Raw genomic sequence first — 824 nt, forward strand, 5'->3', positions numbered from 1 at the left:
GTGACGTGAAGTAGGTCAACTACGTCGTAGGATGAACGCTTACGCGCTTATGGAAAAGCCGAATCAGAGACTCAGTCGCTGTTCAACCTACGAGAAGCATGGGATGAAGAACTAACTCGCCAGACTGGTCAAGCTGGCCAAAGTCAGGAACGGCTCGATACTCTGACAGGGCGTGCAGATAAGCTGCTGGAAGGGCAGCGTAAGCGCTTCGAAGAAAATGTCGGCGAATACGAGCAAGAACTTTCAGGCGCTATCGAAAAAGCTCGGAATGATTTAGAGGCCTTGACTCAGACCTATGATGACAAGCTGGCACTCCAGGCACCGGTCCGATATTGGAAGCTTCAGGAAAAATATCATCGAGATAAATCGATATTGTTCGCTATAGTAACTGGGTTGTCTGCGATTGTTGCAATTTCAGGATTGGTCTGGTTTGCTCTGTATGTTTTAAATCAGCAGGTTGGTGAATTAATAGTAGGCAGGCTGGTAACTATGGCCGTCCTTACAACCTTCGCTATATGGGCAGTTCGGTTATGTGCAAATTTGTTTATGTCCCACAATCACTTGCATGTCGATGCCCAGGAGCGCAGGACGATGATTCATACCTACCTTGCCTTGCTGAGGAAAAAGAACGCTCTGCATGATGACGAGCGTCAACTTATTCTTCAAACGCTTTTTAGGCCTAGTGCAACTGGCATGATCAAAGAGGATTCTGGCCCTGTTCATTTGGTTGACCTGATGAATCGGATGGCTCCTAAATGACGGTAGACTGAACGTAGTAGTTCGTAAGCGCCCATAAATCAGCACCTACAGCCACGCCCTGAAAT

General features: G+C 47.5%; 1 protein-coding gene. It reads left to right on the forward strand.

Going from position 1 to position 824, the window contains the following annotated elements:
• The first annotated feature begins 186 nt into the window (after nt 1-186).
• A complete protein-coding gene (locus INT19_RS03685) occupies nt 187-759 on the forward strand; it encodes a DUF6161 domain-containing protein (RefSeq protein WP_226924466.1) in 573 nt (190 codons plus the stop codon).
• The last annotated feature ends 65 nt before the right edge of the window (nt 760-824 follow it).

It is taken from the genome of Halomonas sp. 3A7M, assembly GCF_014897875.1.
In the GTDB taxonomy this organism is placed as follows: domain Bacteria; phylum Pseudomonadota; class Gammaproteobacteria; order Pseudomonadales; family Halomonadaceae; genus Vreelandella.